Origin of the sequence: Nocardia grenadensis (assembly GCF_050942415.1) — a bacterium.
Lineage (GTDB): Bacteria > Actinomycetota > Actinomycetes > Mycobacteriales > Mycobacteriaceae > Nocardia > Nocardia grenadensis.
The window spans coordinates 2,820,515-2,843,964 of record NZ_CP192054.1 but is presented as its reverse complement, the minus strand read 5'-3'; the positions used below and the strand labels follow the sequence as shown (position 1 = coordinate 2,843,964).

Here is a 23,450-nt window from a genome sequence, read left to right as displayed (position 1 = left end):
TCGCCGGCGCGGCCGGGGCTGTGGATCGGGCCGGATTCAGGCGGCCGGACCGGTCCACTGTGTGACAGTGTACGGACGCGCGCCGAGGGTGCCGTTCCAGCGGCTGATCATCATGGTCAGCCGTGACAGCGATGCCGAGCCCGGATGGATGTAGCCCCCGTAGAGCATGGGCAGGCGAGGTTTGCCGAGATGCGCAGCCGGCCACGTATCGTCGTGCACCACCTGGATCTTCTCGGCCGACCACACCGCGTCGGGCCGGTCGGCCGTGCGGGTCTTGACGCTGAGATCGACACAGTCGAAGTACGCCATCACATAGGTCGATCCGATACGCGCGACCGAGAGTTCCCCGAGCGCGTGACCGGGAGCGAAGAGCGGAGTCGGTGGATGCCGGTGGGTGGGATACCAGCCCCACCGGCCGTCGATATGGGCCCAATTCTGCTGAGCGGCGAAATTCCCGTGGAAGAAATCGCCGGGGTCGTAGCGGAACAGCTGGACGACACCGTGATCGCGCCGGTAGAAATGGCTGCCGTTCCAGCGTTTGGCGAAGACGTAGAGGTAACCGTCTGGATCGATTCCGGCGAATGTCCACATGGCGTAGGGATTTCCGTCGATGCCGAGTGCCTGACCCGGCCAGTGGTGGCCGAAATCGTGCCAGGTACCGCCGTAGTCGTCGGACCAGGCGATTCCGGAGAACGCCGATCCGTCGAGGGCGGAGTCCGGCCCGACCCGGCGGTGCACCGCGGTGTACTGGATGAAGGTGCGGCCGTCGATTTCGATGGCATCGTTGGGGATACGCGAGATTTCGGTGACGCCGGATCCGTTGTCGGCGTGGTGCGCGTAGTCGAACAGTTGCCGTGCCCGGCCGCCGGGGACCACACCGGTGAACCGGATGGCGGTCTCGCCGGTGGCGTCGAAGACGTCCTGGGTCGACAGCACGGGCGAACCGAGGTACTCACCGGTCTGCCCCGGCCCCCGCCAGCAGTCACCCCAGAGGTAACCCCAGCTTCCTGCGTCGACACGGCGATACGGGATACACAGATCGCCGGATCCGAGACCGAGAGCGCTCGCGGAATCGCCGGGTACGTCGCACAGCGGAGTGCCGTGCTGGGGTAATCGGTCGGCCGTCGGCATCACCGCGAGCGTACGGGTAATCGGCGCCGACCGTCAGGTCAGTCGGCCCAGCCACCCGGCGGCATCGAGCCGGAATGCCACCGGCGGAGCCAGGGCGCGCAGATCGTCCTCCATGGCACGGATCCGGTCCTCTCCGCGCTCATGCGCCCAGTTCCCGCGCAGTCGCTGGAAGATCTCGGCCGAGCGGGCCAGCGCGTCGAAGCCCCGGGCGGTGAGCCGGACGACGCGCCGCCGGGTATCGGTCGGATCATCCGCCCGTTCGGCGTATCCGAGAGCGACCAGGCGGTCGACCGTTTTGCCGGCGGCCTGTTTCGAGATCCCCAGCCGGCGACCGATATCGCTGGCCGAAGCCCCGTCGGCGCCGATCGCCTGCATGGCGAAACCGTGGGCGGGCCGCATTTCCGGATGTCCTTGTCGGGCCAGTTCGGCATGCAATTCGTCGATCAGCGTCCGGAACCCGGCGAACAGCAGGAGGGCGAGTTCGTACCCGGCGCGCGACGGGCCGTCCGCCCCCGGGCCCGCCGTAGCGCCCTTGGCATAACCGTCAACCTGATTTACTATCTCTAGCGAATCGTCAACCATGTTGTCCATCTTAGGAGAGAGATGTTCCGCGCCCACACCCTGGAGACCGCTCCGCACGCCGCCCGGCAGGCGATGCAGGTCCTACAGAGCCCCACCGGCACGATCCCCGACGCGGTCCGCCGGTTGGCCGGATCACCCGAGCTGCTCAACGGATTCCTGGCCATGAGCGCCGGTTTCGACCAGTGCACCCTGGATCCACTGGCACGGGAGGTCGTCATCATGACCGTCGCCGTACGCAACGACTGTCATGTGTGTATCACCATGCACAGCGGCAAACTCCGCAAGCTCGGAGCGGCGCCGGAGATCGCCACCGCCCTGCGCACGGCCGCACCCCTTCCCGATCCGCGCCTCGAGGCGATTCGGATATTCACCCTCGACGTCCTCGCCACCGCGGGCGGCGTGGATGACGAAGCCGTCGCCGCCCTGCTGACCCACGGGTACACCGAACGCAACGCTCTGGAAGTCGTTTTCGGGATCGGCACCTACACGATGTCGACACTGGCCAACCGCCTCGTACGCGCCGCATGACCGTCGACCTCCCGGCGCTGTCACGCACTGCCGGGAGGCACTCGCCGCGTCCAGTGATCGGGCGATCGTGTCTGCGAGATCGGCCACCGCGCCGTCGATCGTTCGCTGTGCGCGGAACCACCGGCAGCAAAAACGGCGTAATCTTGTAATCAAGTAATCGTCACAGCTGAGAAGGTGCACCATGAGGCATGGACATCGGGGGCGTGGATTCGGCCGGCCCGGCGGCTGGCAGCAGGCCGACCTACCCGACGCGGCGGACGCGGCGGACTGGTTCACGGGACGGCTGCCCGGCGATTGGTTCACCGGCAGTCCCGCCATCGAGATAGACCGGGACGAGATCGTGGTGGTCGGCGAACTCCCCCTCCCCGCCGCGGCGGACGAGCCCGCGGCCGATGCGACGGGCGGTGGGGACGAGACCACCCGCACGGTTCCGGAGGCGACGAAACAGGGGGCGGTGGCACGCTTCCGGGAAACCACCCGGCCCGCGCGGATGCAGATCGCCGACGAGGCCCAGCAGCGCTACGGCCGCAGTGTGGCCTGGGGCGTCTCGGTCGACGGTGAACGGATCCTGTTCACCCACCTGGCAGTACCGGTGATGACGCGACTACGCCAGCCGGAACGCAAGGTCCTCGATACGCTCGTCGACGCGGGCGTCGCGCGATCCCGGGCCGATGCGCTGGCCTGGACGGTAAAACTGGCGGGCGAGCACACGCAGAGCTGGCTGGAGGAATTGCGCACCGCCATGCGCAAGGTGGACGACCTCCGCGCGGAGGGCCCGCAGGGGCTCTGAGCCACCCGCCGGCCGCGGCCACGAACGCCCTACCTCCGGTAGCGCCGCACCCGGCGCCACCGGAGCGCACACCGGCGGTGGACGGCCGGCCGCTCAGCCCAGATGCGCCGAGAGCAACCAGGCCGGAACGGATTTGCGGCCCTTCGGTTCATCGCGCAGATCCTCGAACCGCAGCAGCGGTTCGCCGGTCGGGGAATCCATGCGCTCCGGCAGATTCGCGTGGATCCGCGCCGGGGCGATCTCATCGATCACCCAGTATTTCGATACCGCGTCGCGGAGTTCGTCGGCGGTGACCGGCGCGGGTCCCGTCTCGGGGAGTTCGGGAAAACCGACCCGGTCGAAGACCAGCGCGAAATAGTCCGCCCCCGGAGCGGCGGCCCGCGCGATGGACCGCAGATAACCCTCCCGCGCCGCCACCGGGATCGAATGGAACAGCGTGCTGTCCACCACGGTGCCGAAGCGGCCGTCGTAGCCGGTGAACGAGGTGATGTCGGCGACCTCGAAGGTGGCGCCGCCCAGGCCGCGCCGTTCGGCTTCGGCCCGGGCCGATTCGATCGCGGTCGGCGCGAGATCCAGACCCACGGTGGTGAAACCGCGCTCCGCCAGATACAGCGAGATAGCACCCTCGCCGCAGCCGGCGTCGAGCACGTCGCCATGGAATCTACCCTGCTCGATGAGCGCGGCGAGTTCGGGCTGCGGCTCCCCGATACTCCACGGCGGCGTCACGTCCGGCCCGAACGGACCGGTACCACGATAGACGGATTCGAACTCGAAATCACCGGGTGTCGTCATACTCCACGACTAGCAGCCGACTCCGCGCATGTACATGTAACCTCGCCGCGAGAACGGCGTGGACCGGACCCCCCTCCCAGGTCCGGCCACCCGCACCGGCGAACCCTCCCGGCGGGTGACCGCACGACCCCGGCGTGGATCCCGAGGGCAGGGCCCGTACCGCACAGCGGCCCACCGATCCGAAACACACCGGCCGGGTCGGATCCGCGACGAGAGCACGGCCGGCGCGAAACCACACAACTGCGGATCGACCGGGAAGAACCCGGCCCGCTTACCCGTCCGACCGACCACCGGACAGCGCAGAAGGAGGGCGGGACTCCGTGCACACCCAGCCGTCTGGGTCAGTGACCTGCAGTTATCGGTGATTCTACACTCGACGGAAGCCCCATGAGGCCCATCCGACGGCCCAGCTCGGACGCACCCGAGCTCCGACGAACCGATCCCGATCGATGCATATTCGCATTAAGACAGGGCAATATCGGTTGACATGTTCCGCCGGCGACCATAGACGGCCGTGGTCCACACAGATCACCGATTAAGTGAACACGACACCTGTACAGCTGTTAAGTTACTGATTATTCTTCTAACACCAACCCGGTGACGCATCTGCGCCACCGCAATACTCGAACTCGACGAGGAGTGGCGACATGGACCGACTCAACAGGCGGGGCGCGTTGAAAGCGGGCGGGGTACTGGGCGCGTTCGGCGCACTCGCCATCGCGACCCCGGCCAGAGCGCAACCGTGGACATGGTCGCCGCAGGGGTCGGTGGCGGGCAGCGGTGCCGGTGTCGATCCGCTCGGCGTCTGGGACCCCGAAGCCGACGAACTGGTCGCCTCCCTGCTCGACCGCGGCGCGGTACCCGCCGTCAACGATCTGCTGCGCACCTGGACCCGTAACAGTCAGCCGTTACCCGACGGGCTACCCTCGGACCTGCGGGACTTCATGGAATACGCGCGGCAGCTCCCCCGGTGGACCGATCCCGGAAAGCTGGCCACCGCCGTCGACTTCAACAAGAAGCGCGGTCTCTACCTCGGCGTCCTGTACGGCCTCGCCAGCGGCATGATGAGCACGGTCATCCCCAAGGAAGCGCGCTCGGTCTACTACTCCAAGGGCGGCCACGACCTCAAGGACCGTATCTCCAAGACCGCGAAACTCGGCTACGACATCGGCAGCGGGAACGCCTACGGCCCGGATGGGCAGATGGTCGTCACCTGTGTCAAAACGCGTCTGGTACACGCCGCGGTGCGACATCTGCTGCCCCAGTCGCCGCACTGGGTGAACTCGGCCGACGAGGACATCCCGATCAGCCAGAACGACATCATGGTCACCTGGCACAGCCTGCCCACCACCGTGATGCGTCACCTCACGGCATGGAAGGTGCCGATCCCTATCCACGAATCGGACGCGTTCCTGCATTCCTGGCAGGTCGCCGCGCATCTGCTCGGCGTCCGCGACGAGTACATCCCGAATTCCTGGGATCAGGCCGAATCCCAGGCCGCGCAGGTCCTGGATCCGATCCTCGCGCCGACCCCGGAGGGGGTGAAACTGGCCGACCGGCTGCTGCGCCTGGGGACGAATCTCGACCTCGCCATTCTGAGTAAGGGGGTCCTCGGCGCCTTCACGCGCTTCCTGCTCGGCGACAAGATCGCCGACGAGCTGGCCATCGCCCGCGAACCGGTCTGGGATCCGCTACTGCGGTTCAGCTGGGGCCCGTTCATCGCGGTCCGGGAAGGCCTACTCACCGTCGCCCCGCCGACACAGGAGGCGTACTGGCTGTTCGACGAGTTCCTGCGCCAGTTCGCCCTGTGGTACCTGGCCGAACTCCGGATGCCGATCAGTATCGAGCTCCCGATGATGAACCGGGATATGAGCCGGCCGCCACGCTGACCCGGCAGCCCGTCGAGCCCGCACGAGGGAGGAGTCTACGGCCGCTCCGAACAGGAGACCACCGACCGAGCACGCGATAGAGTCGCGGCCGCGGCACAGGCCTTGGCCTGCCCGGCGACACGTATCGCGATCCTCGGCTACAGCCAGGGCGCGTACGCGGCCGGTGATCTCGCGGCCGAGATCGACGCCGGGTCCGCTCGAGGCGACGAACTACTGAGCACCGGCGGCGCGGCCGGCCGCGCCGGGTAGCCGGCTGTTGCCGGGCACGGTCCACCGCCGGTCCTTGATCATCCGCCGGGCAGCGCGCCGGTTCCGGCCGATCAGTCGCTCCAGGTACAGGGTTCCCGCGAGATGGTCGGTCTCGTGTTGCAGGCAGCGGGCCAGGTATCCGGTGGCCGCCACGGCGACGGGGGCTCCGGTCATATCCACGCCCGTCACCTCGGCCCGGTGCGCCCGGCCCGTGGGAAACCACTCATCCGGAACGGACAGACACCCTTCGAGATCGTCCTCCGGGTGGGGCATGCCCTCCGGCAGCGCGGAAGTCCGCAGCACCGGATTCACCACGTGGCCGCGGTAGCGGGTGCCGGAATCGGTGAGGTCGTAGACGAACACCGCGCGCGGGTCGCCGATCTGGTTGGCCGCCAATCCGGCACCTGCGGCGGCGGTGTTGGTGTCGAACAGGTCGCCGACGAACGCGGCGAGCTCGTCGTCGAACACGGTCACCGGAATCGCGGGAGTGGCTAGCCGCGGATCGCCGGCAATGAGGATGGGGCGCACAGTCATACGTTCAGACTACTCAAATACGAGTAGTCGTGTCAGACTGGTTTCGTGAACGAGACCCGCCTGTTCGTCCTGGCCGCCCTGGCCCGGCGCGGACCGATGCACGGCCACCAATTGCGCCGGGACGCCCGCCTGGACCGAGCCGACCTGTGGTCGCGCGTCAAACCCGGCTCGCTGTACGGCGCGTTGCACCGCATGGAAAGCGAAGGCCTCGTCCGCCCGCTGCGTACCGAACAGCAGGGCGCGCTCCCCGCGCGCACGATCTACGAGATCACCGATGAGGGCCTGCGGGAACTGCGCGCATTACGCGACGAGGCCTTCACCGAGGTCGATATCCGGCCCGATCCGGTCGATCTCGCGCTGGCTGTCGGCGACGATCTCGATCCGGAACTGCTGCGCGGCTACCTCGAAGACCGGATCGCCGCGCTCCGCGCGATCGGCTCGCGGATGGAACATCAGCTCGACCGCCGCTGGCCCGACCAGAGCACCGCCGACGATCTCATCGCCGAACACGCCCGCCTGCGGATCCGCACCGAGATCGAGTGGCACGAAAAGGTACTGGCCGGTATCGGCAAACCGGCCTGAGCCGCACGACCCAGGGCCCGCTCGCCGGACGAATACCGGCGAGCACCTCGCGCCTCGATCCCTCGCCAACGTGAACCCACCCGCGGTTGGCGGTCATTGTCCGGCGGCTGCCCGGGTTCCCGGTCCGGGACGGGGTCGTTCACCCGGTCCATCATCTTTCCGTCCGGGGCGTCCCAGGAGACCATGCGCTGCCGATCGAGCCGGTATGCCGCGTCGGCCAGGCGCATTCGCGTCGACGCGGTGCACGACGGCCGCGTCCGTCGCACCGCGTTGGGCGATGAACTCAGCGGTGAAATGCGAGGGATAGACCGACGCCACACCGACCCGGGCGACTCCGAGATGACGGACCGCGTCGTGGAAGCCGCGCAGTGTGGTCGTGCCGCCGCATCGAGCAACCCGGGCGAGGGTGGCCAGTTGGCGCCGGTGGTCGTGGGCGCTGCGCAAGAAGCTCGCAGAAGTGACCGCGAGGGCGACGGCCTCGAACCCACCCACGGAACCGTCCAGCGCGGTCGCGAGCAGGGCCGGATCGCCCAGCCCGGCCGCCGCGTCCGCCAAACGGTCATCGGACATGTTCGTTAGGCCCACGTCCACGCCGGGCGGCCACCGCAATTCCACCACCTCCGGTCCGGCCGGCGGCGACACCCGACCCAGTAGCCGCTGGAAGTCCTCGACGTCGGCATTCGCCGTGGGATAGAGCGCCCCGAAACGCAACGTCGCCATCGCCTCACGGTCGTACACCCGGATCGGCGGTTCGAATCCGGTGCCGGAATCGATCGCCGCCGGTCCCGCAGCCTCCGCGAAAACCAGTTGGCGGACCACGACGGCCACTGCTACCTTCCGGAGACCGTGCAAGAGAACGAGGAGGTGGTACCCGTGAACACAGTATCGACATGGGTGCTCCTCTCCGGGGTCACGGTCGGGCGATAGGCCGTCCGGGAGCGCCGCTCACGAGCACTCCCGAAAGGTACGACCATGCACTTCACTTCCGAACAACGTCTCGACGACGGCATCCTCGAACGTGCATTCACCCTCGGCGAGATCCCCGGCATCCTGTGGACGCCCGCATCCGCGCCCACACCGGTACCGCTGATCCTGGTCGGCCCCCCTCCCCTCGGGCTGCGCAAGGTGTATCCGCGACTGCTGGCCCGGGCCCGGGCCACCGTGGCCGAGGGCTACGGCGCGGCCACCATCGAACTCCCCGGTAGCGGTGAGCGACCCCGCATCGCCGCCGCCGACCGGGCCCTCGCCGACCTGCACCGGGCGCTGGCAGCCGGCGGGCCGGTCGACGACGAGATCGTCGACAGGCTGATCCTCCCGCTGGTCGACAAGGCGGTCCCGGAATGGCAAGCCACCCTGGACGCCCTTCTCGCGCTGCCCGAGATCGGTGGCCCGGTCGGGTATTCGGGCGGGGTGATCTCCATCGGTGTCCGGCTGGCGGCGGTCGAGCCGCGTATCTCGGCCGCCCTGCTGTTCGCCGGCAGTTTCGTTCCCCGCGGAATCGTCGAGGAGGCCCGGCACGTCACCATTCCGCTGCACGTACTGCTGCAGTGGGACGACGAAGGAAACGACCGGCAACAGGCCTTGGATCTGTTCGACGCCTTCGGCTCGGCGGAGAAGACACTGCATGCCAGTATGGGCGGGCATACCGGCGTCCCGCACTTCGAGGGGGACGCCGGGAACCGGTTCTTCGCCCGGCATTTGCAGTGGACACCAACGCGGCCGCGCTCGGCGTCTACAGCAAGCTCGGCTTCACGTGTACAAGCGTAGGAAACGACCATTCGCAAAAGGTTTCGTGCCCGGCCACCGATGGCCCGCGGCGAAACGGCGAGGGCCGGCGACCGCCGGGACACGGCCCATGCGCGACGCCACCGCCACCGCTGTCGCAGGTAGGCTGCGATGCATGGCCAGTCACGAATCGGAGAGTGCGCCCACCACACCGGCTCGTACGACCGCCCGCTATCTCTTGTCGGCGGCGCTGGTGTTCGCGGGTCTGAGCCATCTGTTCTGGGCCCGGCGGGAGTTCCAGGCCCAGGTACCCGATTGGGTACCGTTGGACAAGGACGGTGTCGTGATGGCCTCCGGCGGCGTGGAGATCATGCTCGGCGCGGGATTGGCGGCGATGACCCGGGATCGGGTCCGGATGGGGCGGATCGCCGCACTGTTCTTCGTCGCGGTCTTCCCCGGCAATATCGCCCAGTGGCGCGACCACCGATCCGCCTTCCGGCTCGACACCGACGGGAAGCGCTTCGTGCGATTGTTGTTCCAGCCGGTCCTGATCCTGTGGGCGCTCTGGTCCACCGGTATCCCCCGCGACGCCAGGAGCTGAGCACCCGTGCCCGAAACCGATTCCGCGGGCGCGGTCCTCTTCGATATCGACGGAACGCTGGTCGATTCGAACTACCTGCACGTCCACGCCTGGGCCCGGGCTTTCCGGGAAGTCGGCGCCGAGGTGGACGCCTGGCGGGTGCACCGGAGTATCGGCATGGACGGCTCCCTGCTGGTGAGCACTCTGCTGCCCGATGCCGACGACGATACCCACGACCGAGCGAAGGACCTGCATCTGCGCTACTACCTGGATTCCGGTGCGCTCATGCGCCCGGTCGACGGCGCGCGCGAACTGCTCGAGCGGGTCGCGGCGGCCGGGCTGACCGTGGTGCTGGCGACCTCCGCGCCGGAGGACGAACTCTCGGTACTGCGGGAGGTACTCGGCGCGTCGGAGGTGATCTCGGCGCAGACCTCCAGCGAGGATGTCGGCACCGCGAAACCGCGACCCGATATCGTGCGCACCGCGCTCGACCGGGCCGGTGCCGCGGCCGGATCGGCGATCTTCGTCGGTGACACGGTATGGGACGCCGAAGCGGCCCGGCGGGCGGGAGTGGACTTCATCGGCTTCCGGTCCGGTGGGATCGGCGGCGCGGAACTACGCGAGGCGGGCGCGATCGCGGTCTACGACGACCCCGCCGAGTTGCTCGCGCAGTTCGAGCGCAGTCCGCTCGCCGAACTGGGCGGATCGACCGGGGACCGGCGCAGCGGTGAGGTCTGAGCGGGGCCCGGCGCGACAGTGTGGGCCGTCTAGGCTCGTGCCATGCGTGACCGAGTTCCCACTGTCGACCGCCTGCGGCCCTTCGCCGCCACCATCTTCGCCGAGATGACCGAACTCGCGGTCCGGCACGAGGCGATCAACCTGGGGCAGGGCTTCCCGGACAGTGACGGCCCCGCGGGCATGCTCGAGGCCGCCCGCGCGGCGATCGCCGACGGACTCAACCAGTACCCGCCCGGCCGCGGTATGCCGGTGCTGCGCCGCGCGATCGCCGCGGACCGTGCCCGCCGCTACGGAGCGCACTACGACCCGGACACCGAGATACTGGTGACAGTCGGCGCCACCGAGGCGATCAGCGCCGCGGTTCTCGGCCTGGTCGAACCCGGCGCCGAAGTCGTGCTGATCGAGCCCTACTACGACTCATATCCCGCGGCGGTGGCCCTGGCCGGCGCGCAGCGGCGCACCGCCCGGCTCGTCCCCGACGGGGACCGTTTCGTCCTCGACCACGACAGCCTGCGCGCCGCGATCACCCCGGCCACACGCATGTTGATCCTGAACTCACCGCACAATCCCACCGGCACGGTCCTCGACCGCGCCGATCTGGCCGCACTCGCCGAGCTCGCCTGTGCGCACGACCTGCTGGTGCTGACCGACGAGGTGTACGAGCACCTCGTGTACGACGACGCCGAACATCTGAGCATCGCCACCTTCCCCGGCATGGCCGACCGGACCCTGGTGGTGTCGAGCGCCGCGAAGACGTTCAGCGTCACCGGCTGGAAGATCGGGTGGATCGGTGGGGCGGCTCCCCTGATCGACGCGGTGCTCGCCGCCAAACAGTTCCTCACCTTCGTGGGCGGCGGACCGTTCCAGCCCGCCGTCGCGAATGCGCTCACCCATGAACTCGAGTGGGTGGCCCGGCTGCGCGCCCGACTCGCCGAGCAGCGGCTGCGCCTCTCCGCGGCGCTGACCGAGACGGGTTTCCGGGTGCATCCCAGCGCGGGGAGTTATTTCGTCTGCGCCGATATCCGCCCCACGGGCGAGGAAGACGGCATCCGGTTCTGCCGGGACCTGCCCGCACGGCTCGGGGTGGCCGCGGTGCCGGTCAGTGTTTTCACCGACGATCCGGCCGCGTGGCGGCATCTCGTCCGCTTCACCTTCTGTAAGCGTCCCGAGACCTTGGACGAGGGGGTCCGGCGGCTCCGGAAGGCGAGCGCCCGCTGAGCATCGGAGAGCCGGGCCCCGGTGATCAGCGCGGTGCCCGCAGCATCCGGTCCGCCGCGTCGACGGCGGGTCCGGAACTTCCCGCGTCGGCGACGAACACCGCGAACGCCAGATCGTCCTGGATACCGATGAACCAGCCGTGCGCGCTGCTGTTATCACCGTATTCCGCGGTACCGGTCTTACCGAGCAGGCCGGGGATATCGGCCAGCCGGGTGGCGGTACCCGCCGTGACGGTTTCCCGCATCATGGTCTTCAGATCGCCGGTGACCGCGGTGGGCAGCGGCTGCGGTGCCCGGTCGGGTACGCCCGGCGAATCGGTCACCAGTACCGGAGCGGGCGTCGTCCCGTGTGCGACGGACGCGGCGACCAGCGCCATACCGAAGGGTGAGGCCGTCACCTGACCCTGGCCGATACTGGCCTCCACCCGCTCCGCCGGACTCTGCGCGACCGGAACACTGCCGGTCACGGTGGTCAGCCCGGGCGTCACGTAGTCCACTCCGAGGCCGAGCCGCTCGGCGGCGGTGCGCAGCGCGTCCGGCGGCAGGTTGACGGCGAGCCCGGCCATGGTGGTGTTGCAGGAGTGGGCGAACGCGGTGTGCAGCGGGACCTGTCCCAGATCGAAACTGTCGTCGTTGGGTATGCGGCGCCCCTCGATATCGGCGACGCCGGGGCAGGGCAGCACAGTGTCGGGGGCGGCGCGTCCCGCGTCCAGCACCGCGGCGGTGGTAACCGTCTTGAAGGTCGAACCCGGCGGATACAGACCGGTGAGCGCGATCGCCCCCGTACCGTCGGCGGCGGCGTTCTGCCCGACCGCCAGGATCTCGCCGGTCGAGGGGCGCATCGCGACGATCGCCGCGGGGCTGCCGATCGGGTCCAGTGCGGTCTCCGCGGCCCGCTGCAGCCCGATATCGATGGTGGACCGGATATCGGTGGTGGGCCGCGGGTCCGCTCCGGCGATACGGACCGTGCCGTCCGCGGTCTGCGCGCGCACCGCCCAACCGGCGGCGTCGTCGGCCTGCTGCTGCCAGAGTTCGCTCAGCCCCGACAGGGTCGGTGCGGATATCGCCTTGTCGGTGGTGAGCAGCCGCGTCTGCGGGGCGAGGGTCACCCCGCGGACCGCGGTCAACGCGTCCCGGACCGGTGCGATATCGGCTTCGCGGAGACTGATCGTCGTCACCGGTTTGCCCTGCGCGGCAGCCAGTTCGTCGTCCAGGGAGGCCGGCGTGATCCCGGCGGCGAGCGGGGCGAGCAGCGCGGCCGCGGCGGCGGTATCGGCGCCGGGCGCCAACTGCACGAGCGTCACCACCTGCTCGGTCATGAGCTCACCGCCCGCGGCGTCCAGGACCCGGGCGGGCCGCGGGTACACCGGTGCGTAGCTCAGCGGGCCGGTATCGAGCCCCGGCGCGACGGTGGCCGGGTTCCAGTGCACTTTCCAGCCGTCGTCGGTCTCGCCGGCGGTCCCGGTGGTCGTGTACTTCCATTCCTTGCCGCCGCCGGCCCCCAATTTCCAGGTCGCCTCGAGAGTGAACCTGTCCTCGTCCACCCCGGCGACCGCGAAGGTCGCTTCTTTGCCCAACCCGTCGTAGAGGGCGCCGAGTGTTTCACCGGCCCGCGCCGGATCATCGGTGAGTGCCGCGGCGGCAGCGATATCGTCGCTGTTCAGCGCCTCGGTGAAGCGTTCGGCGACGGTATCCGGCTCGGGTGGCGCAGACGAGCAACCGGCCAACACCAGACCGAGGGCGGCCATGAGGACGAGGAGTTTCCGATCGGTGCGCACCGTTGCGACTGTATCGACCGCACCTCCAGCGGACGCGGACGGTCCACTTTCCGGTGGTGCGGAGCGCGTCGCCGGGCGCGACCGCGACCGCGCCCAGGCACAACGGTTGCCCGGTCCACACCCGGGCCGGGATGATTGCGAGGTGAGTACCACCCACCCGCCCGCACTGGCTCCCGGGATCGTGCCACCGCAGCGTATCGACCTCGGTGACCTCGTGGTACGGCGCTGGGAAACCGGCGATCTCACAGCTCAGCGCGGGGCGATCAACGCCTCGTTCGATCATCTCCATCCCTGGATGCCGTGGCTGCCCACACCACGCACCCAGGAGGAACAGCGAGTCTTCAACGACATCGCGGCCACCGGATGGCCGTCGGCCGACGGAGATTTCGGCTACGGCATCTTCGATTCCGAAGGCACTCTGCTCGGCGCGGTCGGGCTGCACGACCGGGTGGGGCCCGCGGCCCTGGAAATCGGCTACTGGTGTCATATCGCGTATACCGGTCGGGGGATCATCACCCGCGCGGTCGCCGCGCTCACCGATGTCGCCCTGCGGCTGCCCGGTATCGAGCAGGTACAGATCCGCTGTGATGCCGCCAACGAGCGCAGCGCCGCGGTACCCCGCCGCCTGGGTTACCGGCTGGACCGGACCGAGACGCGCGCCGTGAACGCACCCGCCGAAACCGGGCACGGGCTGGTGTTCGTGGCAGGCGCTTGATCCGTGGCCGCACCCGCTACCGCGGCAGCGTGCGGGCGAACAGTTCGCGCAGTTCGCGCTAGTGCCGTTCCGCGCCCGCCTCTTGGTAGGCCGCTGTATCGGGGGTCGAGGAGCGTTTCCGCCCGATCCGACACCAAAGAGGTGCGCGAAATCCTCGAAACCGCGCCGTATTCACGCAGGTACGGCGGCCATCAGGCCCGCAAGCTCGCGCCATTCCGGCATCGGCAGCTCAGCAGGGGTGGCAGTCAGCACCTGGAGACATACATGATCTGCGCCGGCCGCGAGGTGCTCGCGCACCCGCTGCTCGATGGCGTCGATATCACCGTAGGCGACGATCGCGTCGACAAGACGATCACTTGGACCGCCCACGATATCGGCGTCGCCGAAGCCCAGCCGCCGCACATTCGCCTGCTGATGCGGCGACGCCTCGACATATCCGGCGACATGCGCCCGGGCCAGCGCGCGTGCGCGGGTCCGGTCGGTGTCCAAGACCACGGCTTGCTCGACGGCCAGGACCGCGTGCGGACCCATGATCCTGCGTGCGCGCGCGGTGTGTTCGACGGGGACGAAGTAGGGATGTGCGCCCCAGGTGCGTTCGGCGGCCAGTTCGAGCATCTTCGGCCCGAGTGCGGCGAGCACACGGCGCGGCGCGGGGTCGGGAACGGGACCGTGGTGCGGTACGGCGTCCATCGCATCGAGATAGTCACGCATCACCGCCAGCGGCCGGTTCCCGATCGCAGGCATCGGGTAGCCGTCGAACACGCCGGTTTGCCCACCGACCCGGTGGCCGCCGAGTCCGAGCAGGAAGCGACCGGGAAACGCGTCGCCGAGAGTGCGTTCCGCGGTCGCCATGGCGATCGGATCACGGAAGGCGACATTGGCGATCCCCGCGGCGACCGTAACTCGCTCGGTCGCGGTGAGCAGCAGCCACGCCTGCCCCATCGCTTCCCGGCCGAACGCCTCACCGAACCACAGCGTGCCGTAACCGAGTTCCTCGAGTTCGGCCGCCGCCTCGCGGACTCGCCCGGCGGGCTGGCTCTCGAACGCGAACGTCCAGATCCCAACGTTGCCCAGTTGTCGTTCTGTCATTTTTCCCAGACCTTTCCGGAGAGGTTCTCCGATTCACTCGAGGTACGATACGGAGAACTTCTCCGAATGACAAGGGGCAGGCATGCGAGCCGATGCACAGCGCAACTACGAGCGCATGCTGAGCGCCGCCGCCGAAACGTTCGCCGAGGAGGGACCGGACGCCTCACTCAACGAGATCGCCCGTCGCGCGAATGTCGGACCGGGCACGCTCTACCGGCACTTCCCCAACCGGCAGGCACTGCTGGCCGCCGTACTCCGCGAGCGGATCGAAGCACTGGGCGCGCGGGCAGAGGAACTGATGTCGACAACCGACGCGGATAACGCACTCCGCGAGTGGTTGCGAGCCTTCCTTACCCACGCGCGAACCGACCACGGCCTAGGGGGCGCGGCACTGACCGAGCCGGTCGACCCGGGGTTCGACTGTCACGCCGCGATTCACGAAGCCGCCCATGCGGTCGTGTCCCATGCCCAGCACGCGGGCAGCGTACGCGCCGATGTCCACGCCCGCGATGTCATCCAACTCATCGTGGGCATCGCTTTGACCACCTCCCGTAGCTCCGACCCCGATCAGCCCGAACGCCTGCTGGGCCTCGTCATGGACGCGCTCTACGAGCGCCGTCGAGAGTCGATGAGTTCCTGAGTCTCCCGGCCGTTCCTGGCACACCATTTCCCGCCTGAGCCATAAGCGGCCCGGCCGGCGACAACGAAAACGCTGAACGAGACTTTTATCGAATTCGATCTCACCGGAACGGGACTCGATCTCTCTGGCCGATAAGAGTGCGGATGGACGCCGACAGTCGTTGCGCGTCCTCATAACGCACCGACATCTCACACTCGTGGATCGACACCGCGACCCGGCACAGATCAATGGTGCCGTTTTTCCGGTGCCGATGCGCCCCCGGCGGCCTGATTGAGCGGGAGGATGTTCCTCGGACCGCCTGCTTGACCGTTCGCCTACCGAAGCCGTTCTTGGGGGCTGGTCAAGATAGCATCGGGGCCGGAACTAGGTCAGGACTGGAGATGCCTCGCAACAGACGTCCGCAGGATCGGGAAGAGAAGCGTGCGGAGATTGTGGTAGCTGCCCGACGGTTGTTCGTCGAGGAGGGATACGACGCGGCGTCGATGACGCGGATCGCCCGCGACGCCGGAGTGGTGTCGAACACGCTGTACTGGTACTTCCAGGACAAGGACGCGGTATTGATCGCGGTCCTGGACGCGGTCCTGGCCGACTCGATGGCCTCCTACCGCGAAGTGCTGGACTCGGAGCTGGCTGATCGGCTGTTGTGGCTGGTCGAGGAATTGAAGCAACTGGGGCGATTGGTCAGCACGGTGCACACGCGCGCCGAGGAGTCCGCGTCCATTCAGGAATGGCACGAGCAATTCCACGCACTGGCCGAGGGATTGTTCCGAGCAGAGCTTATCGAACTCGGCGTGCCCGATGACGAGGTGGATCCGCTGGTCACGATCGGCGTTTTCGTTGTCGAGGGCTTGCTGACGCATCCGGCGGATCAGGCCCAGCGGCGCACCGTGATCGAGACGCTGCTGAACAGCGCTCGCAGTCTTGCCGCAACCGCCGGCTGAGCGCTCGGTCTCGGCACGTCCACGAGCCAGGGGCGATCTACTGCGTGGTGCGTGCGGTGTAGTCGAATTGCGTTGCCAGGAAATAGAGTTGGTCACGCACGGCGCGTTCGAAGTGCGCGCCCAGGTAAATGCCGAAGTGGTCGCACGGGTAGTTCTGGACGTGCACGTGTGCCAGCCCCTGCGCGCGACGCTTCATAGCCTTCGCGGGCGCGGCCGCGTCGTTGTCGCAGACACACAGCAGCGTCGGGGTGCGCAAGCGTGCCAGCGCGCGACCGGGCCGATCGAGCGGAAGGTGCAGCACCAGCCGGGCGGCCAGGGCGTTGGCGGCATCGAATTCACCGTGCGGGCCGCGCAGTACACCCCATACGCTGTCGCGACCGACACCGGTCACGGGTTCTTCCCTACTGTCGATCTCGGTCAGCTCGATATTCTTCGACACCCGAGCCCGCACCGAGGGCAGCCGTTTCAACAACGCGCTGGTGCGCCGCGAGAGCCGGGTCCCCGCAGGCAGGAGTGCGGAAGCGCCGGCGAGGGCGTCGGGTGAGGCGACGAACGCGGGCATCCAGGACGTCCCCGCCATCGGCAACAGGATCGGCTTCGCGCCGAACCAGGAACCTACCGTGTCGAGGATGCCGGCCACTGTCAGCGCTACTACGCTCAGCGGTCCGGCCCGTAGACGCGAGCGCAACGACGCCGGTCCGTCGGTGAAGGGGCACTGGGCCACGACCGCCGCGATACGGGTGTCTTCAGAGGCGACCTGAAGAACATGCCCGCCGCCGAACGAACTGCCCCACAAAGCGATCCGGTCGACATCTACCTCTGGAAGGGTGCGTACAAACGCCAGGGCGGCATGCCAGTCAGCGCGTTGCCGACCGATATCGAGGAGCTGGCGCGGCGCTCCGCCGCTGGCCCCGAGATGACGGTAGTCGAACACCAGCACCGACCATCCCGCCTCGGCGAACCGTTCCGCGTAGGCGTCCAGGCGCATCTCCCGCACCGCCCCCAGCCCGTGGCCCATGATCACCATCGGACGCGGGCCGTTCGGATCAGGTGCGGTGTACAACCATGCCGCGCACTCGTCCTGACCTGAGGTGAACGAGACCTCACGCCGCCGCACCCTCGCCGCCTCATGCCGATCAGCAGGTCCACTGGTTTCCATGACGCGCGTCCTCCCGCTTCACCACTACCCTTCTTGGATGACGTCCAAGAAGAAGGTCGCGGTTACGGTAAAGGCTTCTTGGACATCAGTCAAGAAGCGGCAGGGACGGGTCTGCGTCGGCGGCCGGCCAACCCTCGAATCGCGCTGTAATCGGCATCGATGAAAGGGTCCCGTAGTCCTTCGGGGCCGCGGCCAGGGTGTTCTGGCGTCCGGCGGCCGAGAGCTTGCCGACCAGCGGCTTCGCGTTTGGTCGCCACGATCACCTTGGTGCTGTAGGTGGCGTGCTGATCGGTGACATGGGTATAGGTCGACAGCCCCTCATCGGCGACGTAGCGGCTCAACGGCCGCGCGGTCGTCGCCTACCCGCGCGTCGGGAACTGCTGCCCATCGCTCGACGACTGCGTCCCAGCGCCGACACCGATGTCAGCGGGAGCCGCTGTTGGTAGTCGATGATCGCGAGGTTGGCCGCGCGCAGGGTCTTCTCCCGCACGTACCATTCGTCGATCCGGGACAGGATGTCGTGGGGGATGCGACAGGCCTCGGCCATCCGCGTCAGACCCAGGTTCGGAGCCGGACACCCGGACCGGCGTCTCGGGCCACGTACGCTTCGGCGGAGCCACCGGGCATTTCGATCGCGACTGTCGGCATGATCGTGGCCCTACCCGACATTTCCGGCGGGCAGCGCGGCGCTCCCGCGGCGGCGGCTCAGACCCGCAGTTCCTTCGCCGTGTCCAGCAGCAGCTCGACCGCGTGATCGACCACCTGGTCCAGTATTTCGGCGGGTTCACCCTCGAACAGCCGGAACGAGGCGGTGACCCGCCCCTCGACCGCGACGGCGAACCACACCGAACCCGGCTCCTGCCCGTCCTGTGGGTCGGGGCCACCGGCACCGGTCACTCCCACCGACAGTGTCGCGTCGAACAGTGTCCGCACCCCTTCGGCCATCGCCCGGGCCGCCGCCTCGCAGACCACCGGCCCGTCCGGTACGCCGAGCACCCGGTGCTTGACCTCGCGGCTATAGGCCACCACCGCGCCGCGGAACCACTCCCCCGAGTTACTCGCGGCGCCCAGCGCCGCCGCGAGCTGGCCGGAGGTGAGCGATTCCGCCACCGCCACCTGCAGACCCGTGCGGTCGGCGATGGCGGCCAACTCCTCGGCGCGGTCGTGGGCTCGCCCCAGTACAGCCGGCACAAGCACTCCTTCGGATTCGGAATCCGTCGACATCAGTACCCCACTTCCGAGTGCCGGACCCCACCGGTGACACCGCGAACGGTCCCCGCGATACGCCACCGGGTGGCCCAGGTCCGAATCATTGCGTCCTGCCACACGCAGGTCAGTCTAGACAGGCCGGTGCCCGGGCGACGCCGACGGCGAAACCCGCCGGTCGGGCTCCACCACTGGCGCGTGCGACGTCCCCATCCGCCCGGGACCGCGACCGGATGCCGGTCCCCGCACCGTCGGAGTGCGAATTCTCCCGGTACACCGGGCACCGGCAGGAACCGGCGCCCGGCCCGTCAGGACCGGCGATCCGGGTACACCGGCACATCGTCATCCCAGGGCTGGCGCACGACCATATCGGCGACCCGCACCGAACCGCTCTCGAATTCCCCGGTCGCGGCGTCCACGAGCCGGTAACGCTGAGTCTGCCGATGGATGGGTTGCGCATCCAGCAGCACAACCCGGACTTCCCCCGGCTCGAACCCGCAGCGCTGCTGGAGGGCGGCGATCAGCTGCTCGCTGTGCAGATGACCGTCACCGAAGTTCCAGCCGAGGGCGGTCGAGCAGATGCGCTCGCCGTCGGTCAGAACATAGTCGGCCTCGTCCTGATCGGCCATCGCGCGATGCGCGAGCGTGAACAGCGCCTTGCCGTGGGTGTTGAAGGCCCGGAAGGCATAGCCGAGGTACAGCGGGATCTGCGCGGCCTCCGGACTTCCGTAGAACCGTTGCAACTGCGCGGCCGGCATGGTCGCGACGGCGACGATCCCCTGCCGGATCTTCGCGTCGGCCGAGGGCCGGATACACCAGAGCGTGGTATCCCAGTTGCCCGCGTAGTAGCGCATCCCGGGCAGGAACGACACCTTGCGCGGGAACAGGTTTCCCAGGGTGACCGCTCCGGCGAGCACGATCAGCAGCAGGACCGGCGGCACCGGGTTGGTCACCGCGGACAGGCCCACATCGGCGTGCGCGACGAACAGTGTCAGCACACCGAAGATCATGAAGACGTTCCACTCCAGCGGTACACCCATCGGTATCGCGGTGAGGATCACCAGGTGGAAGCCGATCAGCGCGGTGGCGGCGACCGCCGTGGGCCAGCCGCCGTGCGCGAAGAACAGCACCAGCGGCGCACCCATCTCGACCGCGGTCCCGCCGTGGGCGAACCACCGCGACAACCGTCCCGGCCGCAGATCGTCGGGAAAACGTTCGAAGAAAAGCCGTTTGAGAGCCCGGGGCCGCACCACCGGACTGTTCGACATCATCGTCGACACCACGAACGGGAAATGTTTGTTCAGCTTCGAGACCGCCGCACCGATCCAGATGACGACGAAAACGATCTTGGCGCCGACGATCAGGTCCGCGCCGCCGAAGAGGAACGTGACCGCGAGTGTCGCGTACACCTCACCGCGCGCCGCCAGGAAGATGGTCTTGTCGCGTAGTCCCAGCACGGCGAGCAGACCGAGCACCGTCGCGATCTGCCAGACCGGCAGGACGCCGACGGTCGTATCGAGTGCCGCGTCCGGTCCGGTTCCGTTGGACACCAGCGCCACCAGCAGCATGACCAGCAGCGCCGCGTACAACACCACTTCGAACAGTGTGCGGCGGGTACCGCGGGTGCCGGGCACCCGATCCGGCCAGGGTGGCAGGCGGATGGTGCCGGGGCGCAACCAGTACAGGATCGAGCCCATGGGCGGGAAGAACCTGTTGTTCAGCGGACCGAACCCGCAGCCCAGCCCGACCACCTCGAAGAGCATCGTGAACAGCACGACCTTCTGGAAGACGATCGGCTCCGACCACCAGGTACCGACCGCGGTGAATCCGTCGATACCTTCGGTCGTCAGCGCGAACAACCATCCGCCGAGGACGTAGAGGCCGATCTTGACGACATAGCACAGGTGCAGCAGCACCGGCGTGCCGAAACCGACCTCGGCCCAGTGCCGCGCCATGGGCCGGAGCTTTTCCGCTCGGGTACCGCTGCTCCATTCGTCGAAATCGACCACCGGCAGGTTCGGCCGGAGGATGCCGAACAATCGATCTGTTCCGCTCACTACGCTCTCGTTCCCTACGCCGTTCGATCAGTTGGGAGCACACCGTCGTTATCGAATACGGGTTACTCGGGTGCCCTCTCGCCGTTCGGAGACCACCGTCCCCGGACGCCGTGACGGACGGCGGTCACCCTCGTGACGAACCGGCCGACGACCGAGATCATCGCACCCCCGCGGCCACCCTCGAGTGAAAATCGGTGTGCTGACGAGTGGCCGACTCACGGGCGGGGTGCCCCGGTGGCCGCCGAGCGCGTCGTGCGTCGACCGCCCATTCACCCTTGAGTCGATTTCGCATCGCTAGGCGTGTAGCGTGAAGCCTCACAGGTGGCAATTCCGGGATCGGCTACGGGACGAGGCGGCTGCCCGCCCGCGCCCGGCACCGGCTGGACCACCGGCACACGAGAGGAGGCGCAGCCAGCTCCAGCCGTCCTGCGTGGGAAAGGTGTGTGCGGCCGTGCGCGAGACCGACCCGGCAGACGATTCCGGGATCGGGTTCACCGTCGGTACGGTGGCCCAGGCCCTCGATATTCCGGTGGCGACCCTGCGCAGCTGGAACCAGCGCTACGGCTTGGGGCCGCCCCGCCACAATCCAGGCGAACACCGGTACTACACGCCGAGCGACGTGGCGTTGCTGGGCCGCATGGTCGATCTCGTTCGCGCCGGAGTCGCCCCCGTCACCGCCGCGAAGGCCGCGCGCGCCGCAGCCGAACCGGCGCCCACTTTCGGCGACGTGGGGCCCGCCCTGGCGGCCGCCGACCGGCTCGACGCGGCGGAACTCCTGGCGATCTGCACCACCCACGTCGCGCATTTCGGTGTGGTGAGCACCTGGAACCGGCTGTGTCGCCCGGTGTTCGCCGACATCGTCGACCGGCAGACCGGCGACCAGGGATTGATCGAGGTGGAACATGTGCTGTCCTGGGCCGTCACCACCGCATTGCACCGGGCGGTTCCACCCATCCGGTACACCGTCGGGCGCGCCCCGGTGCTGCTGGCCTGTACCGCCGGCGAGAACCATGTCCTGCCGCTGGAAGTACTACGGGCCGCGCTGACCGAAGCCGGCATACCGGCCCTGCTGCTCGGCGCCGCGCTCCCCGCCGACGCGCTGGCTGCCGCCATCACCCGGCAGCCGCGCGAGCCGGTGGTGGTGCTGTGGTCCCAGACCGAGCGGACGGCGTCCCCGGTCCCGATCCCGCCGGGATGCCCCGCACCGGCCCGCCTGTTGCTGGCCGGCCCCGGCTGGCCGGTGGCCGTCGTATTCCCCGGCGCCCGCCGGGTCGACTCGCTCGAGGACGCGCTCGGCGACATCGTCCGGTCCGTGCATACTCGCTGACTACGCATCGTTTACGCATCGAAGAAGGTCTACGATGGTATGTGACCCACACCCGGCAACGGACTCGAGGAGCTGTGATGAACACACAGATCGTGGGATCCGACCGCGCACCGCGCGCCAGGCCCCACGGTGGGGCCGGGCTACCCGAGCAGCCGACAGCCGAGTGGCAGCAGACAGTCCGCGCGCGGGTGCTGGCCGAGCTGGCCGAGTTCGTGCAGCGGCGGTCCGTCGAATCGGCCGTGCGGCCGACGGTGCAGCATGTGCTGTGGCAATACGTCGGCGGCGGCAAATGCGTGCGGTCGGCCTTCATGTACGCGGGGTGGTTGTGCGGCGCCCCCGAGGACGACACAGCGTTACGGGCCAGCGCGGCACTGGAACTGTTGCACGCGTTCGCGCTGCTCCAAGACGATGTGATGGACGAATCCGCCCGGCGCCGGGGTGAGCCCACCGCGCACCGACGGCTCGCCGACCGGCACGAACGGAACGGACTGCCCGGTTGCCCGCGCCGCTTCGGCGAATCCGCGGCCACGCTCCTGGGCGATATATGCCTGATCTGGGCCGAGCAGATGCTGCGCGAGAGTGGAGTGGACGAATCCGCGCTGGCCCGGGTCCGGCCCCATTACGATCGCATGCGGATCGAACTGGCCCTGGGTCAATTCGCCGATCTGAGCAACGATATCCGCAGCACACCCACCCTGGACGGGGTGCTGGCGATCGCACGCGCCAAATCCGGCAACTACACCGTGAAATGGCCCCTCGTCCTGGGGGCGACGATGGCGGACTGCGACCCGGGCGTGACGGCCGCGCTGACCGAATACGGCCGGGCGATCGGCGAAGCCTTCCAGCTGCGCGACGATATCCTCGGCGTCTACGGCCTCCCGGAGATCACCGGAAAACCCGATAACGATATCGCCCAGCACAAGGCGTCCACCTTGATCGTGGCGGCGATCGAGATGGCCGGCTCACGCCTGCACCGCGAACTGTGCACCCTGCTGCAGGCGCCGACGCTCGGCTCGTCCGAGGTCGCCCGGGTCCGCGCCCTGATCACCGCCACCGGCGCCCCGGCGCGCATCGAGGCGATGATCGACAACCGGGTCACCGACGCCCGCCACGCACTGGCCGCCGCGCCACTTCCCGACGTCCGGCGCGAACTACTGGACGGTATGGCCGCCCGCTGTACCGTCCGCGAATCCTGAGAGGA

The 23,450-nt window shown here is 68.5% G+C and carries 23 protein-coding genes and 2 pseudogenes; 14 read left to right on the top strand and 11 right to left on the bottom strand.

The window, feature by feature from the left end:
• Nucleotides 1–36: 36 nt before the first annotated feature.
• Together ACQPYS_RS12945 and ACQPYS_RS12940 are read right to left on the bottom strand one after the other, a co-directional pair.
• Nucleotides 37–1,131, bottom strand: a complete 1,095-nt coding sequence (locus ACQPYS_RS12945) for a DUF4185 domain-containing protein (protein ID WP_433492734.1) — start codon at nt 1,129–1,131, stop codon at nt 37–39.
• Between the two features lie 33 nt (nt 1,132–1,164).
• A complete protein-coding gene (locus tag ACQPYS_RS12940; protein ID WP_433492733.1) occupies nt 1,165–1,713 on the bottom strand; it encodes a MarR family winged helix-turn-helix transcriptional regulator in 549 nt (182 codons plus the stop codon).
• A gap of 21 nt (nt 1,714–1,734) precedes the next feature.
• Here ACQPYS_RS12940 and ACQPYS_RS12935 point away from each other — a divergent pair, with 21 nt between their 5' ends.
• Both ACQPYS_RS12935 and ACQPYS_RS12930 read left to right on the top strand, forming a co-directional pair.
• The gene (locus ACQPYS_RS12935; protein WP_433492732.1) at nt 1,735–2,241 is read left to right on the top strand and encodes a carboxymuconolactone decarboxylase family protein; all 507 of its coding nucleotides are present in this window, start codon (nt 1,735–1,737) and stop codon (nt 2,239–2,241) included.
• Nucleotides 2,242–2,422: 181 nt separating this feature from the next.
• Nucleotides 2,423–3,031 (top strand): hypothetical protein, encoded by a 609-nt coding sequence (locus ACQPYS_RS12930; RefSeq protein ID WP_433492731.1) that lies wholly within the window; start codon nt 2,423–2,425, stop codon nt 3,029–3,031.
• A 93-nt stretch (nt 3,032–3,124) separates the two neighbouring features.
• On the opposite strand, the gene ACQPYS_RS12925 is transcribed toward ACQPYS_RS12930, so the two are convergent.
• Nucleotides 3,125–3,823, bottom strand: a complete 699-nt coding sequence (locus tag ACQPYS_RS12925) for a class I SAM-dependent methyltransferase (protein WP_433492730.1) — start codon at nt 3,821–3,823, stop codon at nt 3,125–3,127.
• A 647-nt stretch (nt 3,824–4,470) separates the two neighbouring features.
• Between ACQPYS_RS12925 and ACQPYS_RS12920 the strand changes: the two genes are divergently transcribed.
• Both ACQPYS_RS12920 and ACQPYS_RS12915 read left to right on the top strand, forming a co-directional pair.
• Nucleotides 4,471–5,712: an oxygenase MpaB family protein gene (locus ACQPYS_RS12920; protein WP_063034184.1), complete on the top strand. Its 1,242-nt coding sequence runs from the start codon at nt 4,471–4,473 to the stop codon at nt 5,710–5,712.
• 45 nt (nt 5,713–5,757) lie between these two features.
• Nucleotides 5,758–5,961 (top strand): annotated as a pseudogene (locus ACQPYS_RS12915) (hypothetical protein); the annotation flags it as partial.
• Here ACQPYS_RS12915 and ACQPYS_RS12910 read toward each other — a convergent pair.
• Entirely contained in the window at nt 5,923–6,495 is a 573-nt protein-coding gene (locus ACQPYS_RS12910; RefSeq protein WP_063034183.1) for a peptide deformylase, read from the bottom strand. The pseudogene ACQPYS_RS12915 and the gene ACQPYS_RS12910 sit on opposite strands and share 39 nt — an antisense overlap.
• A gap of 45 nt (nt 6,496–6,540) precedes the next feature.
• Here ACQPYS_RS12910 and ACQPYS_RS12905 point away from each other — a divergent pair, with 45 nt between their 5' ends.
• Nucleotides 6,541–7,077 carry a PadR family transcriptional regulator gene (locus tag ACQPYS_RS12905; protein ID WP_063034182.1) on the top strand — a complete coding sequence of 179 codons (537 nt, stop codon included), beginning with the start codon at nt 6,541–6,543 and terminating at the stop codon, nt 7,075–7,077.
• Between the two features lie 93 nt (nt 7,078–7,170).
• Here the strand turns inward: ACQPYS_RS12905 and ACQPYS_RS12900 are convergent, their stop codons facing one another.
• On the bottom strand, nt 7,171–7,905 hold the full coding sequence (locus ACQPYS_RS12900; RefSeq protein WP_433492729.1) for a hypothetical protein: 735 nt from the start codon (nt 7,903–7,905) through the stop codon (nt 7,171–7,173).
• Between the two features lie 144 nt (nt 7,906–8,049).
• Here ACQPYS_RS12900 and ACQPYS_RS12895 point away from each other — a divergent pair, with 144 nt between their 5' ends.
• The 4 genes from ACQPYS_RS12895 to ACQPYS_RS12880 all read left to right on the top strand — a co-directional run bounded on the left by ACQPYS_RS12895 (nt 8,050) and on the right by ACQPYS_RS12880 (nt 11,338).
• Nucleotides 8,050–8,844 (top strand): dienelactone hydrolase family protein, encoded by a 795-nt coding sequence (locus ACQPYS_RS12895; protein WP_433492728.1) that lies wholly within the window; start codon nt 8,050–8,052, stop codon nt 8,842–8,844.
• Between the two features lie 133 nt (nt 8,845–8,977).
• Complete coding sequence (locus tag ACQPYS_RS12890) at nt 8,978–9,403, top strand: DoxX family protein (RefSeq protein ID WP_063034180.1); 426 nt, start codon at nt 8,978–8,980, stop codon at nt 9,401–9,403.
• A 6-nt stretch (nt 9,404–9,409) separates the two neighbouring features.
• A complete protein-coding gene (locus ACQPYS_RS12885; protein WP_433492727.1) occupies nt 9,410–10,120 on the top strand; it encodes an HAD family hydrolase in 711 nt (236 codons plus the stop codon).
• A 42-nt stretch (nt 10,121–10,162) separates the two neighbouring features.
• Nucleotides 10,163–11,338 (top strand): pyridoxal phosphate-dependent aminotransferase, encoded by a 1,176-nt coding sequence (locus tag ACQPYS_RS12880; protein WP_433492726.1) that lies wholly within the window; start codon nt 10,163–10,165, stop codon nt 11,336–11,338.
• A gap of 25 nt (nt 11,339–11,363) precedes the next feature.
• Here ACQPYS_RS12880 and ACQPYS_RS12875 read toward each other — a convergent pair whose 3' ends face one another.
• Nucleotides 11,364–13,085 carry a penicillin-binding transpeptidase domain-containing protein gene (locus ACQPYS_RS12875; RefSeq protein ID WP_433493036.1) on the bottom strand — a complete coding sequence of 574 codons (1,722 nt, stop codon included), beginning with the start codon at nt 13,083–13,085 and terminating at the stop codon, nt 11,364–11,366.
• A gap of 172 nt (nt 13,086–13,257) precedes the next feature.
• Between ACQPYS_RS12875 and ACQPYS_RS12870 the strand changes: the two genes are divergently transcribed.
• On the top strand, nt 13,258–13,830 hold the full coding sequence (locus tag ACQPYS_RS12870) for a GNAT family N-acetyltransferase (protein WP_433492725.1): 573 nt from the start codon (nt 13,258–13,260) through the stop codon (nt 13,828–13,830).
• Nucleotides 13,831–14,001: 171 nt separating this feature from the next.
• On the opposite strand, the gene ACQPYS_RS12865 is transcribed toward ACQPYS_RS12870, so the two are convergent.
• Nucleotides 14,002–14,919, bottom strand: coding sequence for a TIGR03620 family F420-dependent LLM class oxidoreductase (locus tag ACQPYS_RS12865; protein ID WP_433492724.1), 918 nt, complete (start codon nt 14,917–14,919; stop codon nt 14,002–14,004).
• An 82-nt stretch (nt 14,920–15,001) separates the two neighbouring features.
• On the opposite strand from ACQPYS_RS12865, the gene ACQPYS_RS12860 reads away from it, so the two are divergent.
• Together ACQPYS_RS12860 and ACQPYS_RS12855 are read left to right on the top strand one after the other, a co-directional pair.
• Nucleotides 15,002–15,559 (top strand): TetR/AcrR family transcriptional regulator, encoded by a 558-nt coding sequence (locus tag ACQPYS_RS12860; protein WP_063034176.1) that lies wholly within the window; start codon nt 15,002–15,004, stop codon nt 15,557–15,559.
• Between the two features lie 380 nt (nt 15,560–15,939).
• On the top strand, nt 15,940–16,500 hold the full coding sequence (locus ACQPYS_RS12855; RefSeq protein WP_433492723.1) for a TetR/AcrR family transcriptional regulator: 561 nt from the start codon (nt 15,940–15,942) through the stop codon (nt 16,498–16,500).
• A 37-nt stretch (nt 16,501–16,537) separates the two neighbouring features.
• On the opposite strand, the gene ACQPYS_RS12850 is transcribed toward ACQPYS_RS12855, so the two are convergent.
• From ACQPYS_RS12850 to ACQPYS_RS12835, 4 genes and pseudogenes are all read right to left on the bottom strand, one after another.
• Entirely contained in the window at nt 16,538–17,659 is a 1,122-nt protein-coding gene (locus ACQPYS_RS12850) for an alpha/beta hydrolase (protein ID WP_433492722.1), read from the bottom strand.
• A gap of 236 nt (nt 17,660–17,895) precedes the next feature.
• Nucleotides 17,896–18,224 (bottom strand): annotated as a pseudogene (locus tag ACQPYS_RS12845) (Tn3 family transposase); the annotation flags it as partial.
• A gap of 140 nt (nt 18,225–18,364) precedes the next feature.
• Nucleotides 18,365–18,850, bottom strand: coding sequence for a CinA family protein (locus tag ACQPYS_RS12840; protein WP_433492721.1), 486 nt, complete (start codon nt 18,848–18,850; stop codon nt 18,365–18,367).
• Between the two features lie 323 nt (nt 18,851–19,173).
• On the bottom strand, nt 19,174–20,922 hold the full coding sequence (locus ACQPYS_RS12835) for a DUF3556 domain-containing protein (RefSeq protein WP_245664368.1): 1,749 nt from the start codon (nt 20,920–20,922) through the stop codon (nt 19,174–19,176).
• Between the two features lie 451 nt (nt 20,923–21,373).
• Here ACQPYS_RS12835 and ACQPYS_RS12830 point away from each other — a divergent pair, with 451 nt between their 5' ends.
• A complete protein-coding gene (locus tag ACQPYS_RS12830) occupies nt 21,374–22,249 on the top strand; it encodes a MerR family transcriptional regulator (protein ID WP_431938420.1) in 876 nt (291 codons plus the stop codon).
• A gap of 77 nt (nt 22,250–22,326) precedes the next feature.
• Nucleotides 22,327–23,445 carry a polyprenyl synthetase family protein gene (locus tag ACQPYS_RS12825; protein WP_084480254.1) on the top strand — a complete coding sequence of 373 codons (1,119 nt, stop codon included), beginning with the start codon at nt 22,327–22,329 and terminating at the stop codon, nt 23,443–23,445.
• Nucleotides 23,446–23,450 lie beyond the last annotated feature (5 nt).